The sequence below is a fragment of the Formosimonas limnophila genome (genome assembly GCF_014652675.1).
Classification (GTDB): domain Bacteria; phylum Pseudomonadota; class Gammaproteobacteria; order Burkholderiales; family Burkholderiaceae; genus Hydromonas; species Hydromonas limnophila.
Genome location: NZ_BMZG01000027.1, coordinates 1 through 2,937 on the forward strand (window position 1 = coordinate 1; position 2,937 = coordinate 2,937).

Consider the following 2,937-nt stretch of genomic DNA (forward strand, 5'->3'; position numbering starts at 1 on the left):
TAATGCAGGCTTGCCTTCCGTCATGCAGGCCAAGGACGACGAGAACAGCACCACGCGCTCAGGTATCGCTGCGGGCACTGTCACCATTCGTGATGAAGCAGGACAGCAGGCCGCCACAGGTCAAACGACTGAGCAAACCGTCGCCAATCTGAATCGTGACGTCACCCTCGACATGCAAAACGCCACAGGGCTTGAGAACCTCTACGAGCGCGACAAGGACAAAATCACCACAGGCTTCGAGATCGTGCGCACGCTCTCGGAGAATACACAGCAATTCATGTCCTACATGGCCAAAGACATCGACGCTGTCGCAGACAAACCTGCTGTGGACGATAAAGGCAAAGCGCTCATTGGTGCCGATGGTAAACCTTTGACCAATAAACAAGCGTATGAGTTGATTGAAGCAGGCGTGCTCAATATCAAACTGGGTGACACCACTGTCAATGGTCAAACCATCAACTACGGCACCCGCCAAGACCTCTGGGGCAACGGCGGCACGGGCAGCATGATTCTGACTGGCCTTGTCGGCGCCGCCAGCGGCAACGTCACAGGCAGCGGCGCAAGTTTGCTACAAAACACCGCCATCAACGTCATCCGTCAATACGGTGCAACGCAAATCAAAGACATCGCCGATGGATTTATGAAAGACGGCAAACCAGACGCCACATCAGAAACCATCCGCGGCCTCCTGCACAGCATCGCAGGCTGTGCAGGCGCAGCCGCCACAGGCGGTGACTGTGCATCCGCAGCAGCAGGCTCCGCAGCAACTGTCGCTCTGAACAACCTCATCGCAGCCGACACCAAAAACATGACGGCTGAGCAAAAACAAAGCTACAGCAACCTCATCGCCAGCCTCGTGGGTGGTGTGACCGCAGCAGCAGGTGGCGATGCGGCGGCGGCTTTGGCATCAAAAATTGAGTTGGATAACAACAAACTCAACTCAGTGCAAAAAAAGGAGTTTAGAAAAGAGTTTGAGCAAGTATGCACTGGAAGGCAAGGGGTTCTAGATCCAGAGTGCGAGAAGGTAATCGAAAAGTGGAGCGGTATTAGTGGTTCTCAGATGGATATTAGCCCAGGTTCTATAGATTCTTGGCTTGCGAACTATAGGTCTAATCGCGAAACATTAGTTTCTGCATGCAATGGTTTAAGCGCAAGCTCAGGTGCTCAAAGCCTTTGTACATTAGATGCTACTGAGCTTTATGCTCGTATGTTGGTTGAAAACTTGGGTTCGGATAGCTACAAGATTAATTCGGCTCGTGTTTATAATGAACAAGCCAAACTGTACTTACAATATCGCCCTGAGTTGACAAAGGCTTATGAAACGGGCAAAGAGATTTTGAATCTCGCCGCAATTGTCATACCTCAAGCTCGTACACTATCTATGGCTGTAGATGTCGGCGAAATTGCACGTGAAGTGGCAGATGTTGTTTTAGACAGTGATGACTTTAGTGGAGCTATCGGAAGTGCTACTGTTATGATTATTACAGAAGCAGTTGGTAGGAAGTTAAAAAACTCCCAAAACTTCAAGTTTATGAGCGTAATCGGTCGAGAAAAAGTAGCTGATGCAACGGTTGAAGCCGTTAAATACATTGTCAATAAAGCAGGCGGTGCTGCAAAAGACACTATTCTCAAATAACTCACGAGGTAAAAATGAATCGAAATATTTATAAAATGACGGTTTTTGTGATGTTTATCATTTTTGTTCTGCTCAGTTTTTTTGGAGCTTGGATTAAAGGTGCTTTAGCTGGAGTTTGGCTGTGCTTTTTTGGAGCTATTTATTTAATGAGGACTCATGCATATAACTTGCCGCACGTCACAACGTTTTCAGGAATATCTGTTAATCCAAACTCCCCATACAAATTGAGAAGACATTCTTATAGGGTGGATTTTTTTCTGTATTGGATTCTTTTGCCAGGAATGTTTGCTGTGGCTTTGTTACTTAGTGATGAGCCAAGCTTATTTAGCGTACTCGTGAAGTAGTTATAATGAGCATTAGCTTATTGAACTTACTGCGTTACTTAAGGACCACCACCCAAGCGAGTTTTATCCCGCTTGGGTTTTCGTCATTATTGGCGCGTGGTAGATTTCACGCCGACACCACCGTCGGCAGTCAAATCGTGGGTGACAAGGTCAACATCCTCTCAACCAACGACACCAACATCAGCGGCTCGACTGTGTTCGGCACGAATGGCGTCATCATCGACAGCGAGAAGGGCGATGTGAACATCGTTGCGGCACAGGACAAGTTCAACGAAACGCATTTCAGTAAAACCACCAAATCAGGGTTTGGTGCATTGGGTGGCTTCTCGTATGGCAATATGAGCGATGAGAAGGGCATGAAAGGCGCGAGCACGGGTCACACAGGCAGCACGGTGGCCAGTCTCACGGGCGATGTGGACATCAGTGCAGGAAAGGGCAAGGTCAATATTGCGGGTTCGGATGTCAACAGTGCCTTGGGTGATGTGAACATCAAAGCACAGAACATCGTCATCACCGATGTGCACGACACCGCGACGCAAGACACCTACACCAAGTTCAAATCAGCGGGTCTGTCGGTTTCTGTCTCCAGCCCCATCATCGATGCGGCGAAGATGGGCAGCACACTGAGTGACCAAGCGGGCAAAGCAGAAGGCGGCACCCAAATCGGTGCAGTGGCCGCTTCGAGCGCATTGGTTGGCTATGTTGCCTATCGTGACTTAAAGAATGTGGCCAATAGCCTCTCAGGTCTTGCCAGCGGTGCCAGCCCGACCGACATCCTTGGTGCCGTCGGCTCACTCTCCATCAGCCTCGGCACACAAAAGTCAGAATCCAAGAGCCACAGCGAGCAGTCCACCAGCTCGGGCAGTACAGTGACGGCAGGTGGCAAGGTCAACCTCACCGCCACGGGCAAAGGCAAAGCCGATGACACACTCGAGAACAACCAAGGCTCGGACATCC

At 49.9% G+C, this 2,937-nt stretch carries 2 protein-coding genes and 1 pseudogene; all 3 read left to right on the forward strand.

Features of this window, described 5'->3' with window-relative positions:
- Positions 1-1,636, forward strand: a pseudogene (locus IE082_RS10955) (hypothetical protein); the annotation flags it as partial.
- Positions 1,637-1,650: 14 nt separating this feature from the next.
- The gene (locus IE082_RS10960) at positions 1,651-1,980 is read left to right on the forward strand and encodes a hypothetical protein (RefSeq protein ID WP_189493949.1); all 330 of its coding nucleotides are present in this window, start codon (positions 1,651-1,653) and stop codon (positions 1,978-1,980) included.
- A gap of 5 nt (positions 1,981-1,985) precedes the next feature.
- Positions 1,986-2,937: hemagglutinin repeat-containing protein (locus IE082_RS10965; protein ID WP_189493950.1), on the forward strand; the 952-nt coding region annotated here is incomplete at its 3' end.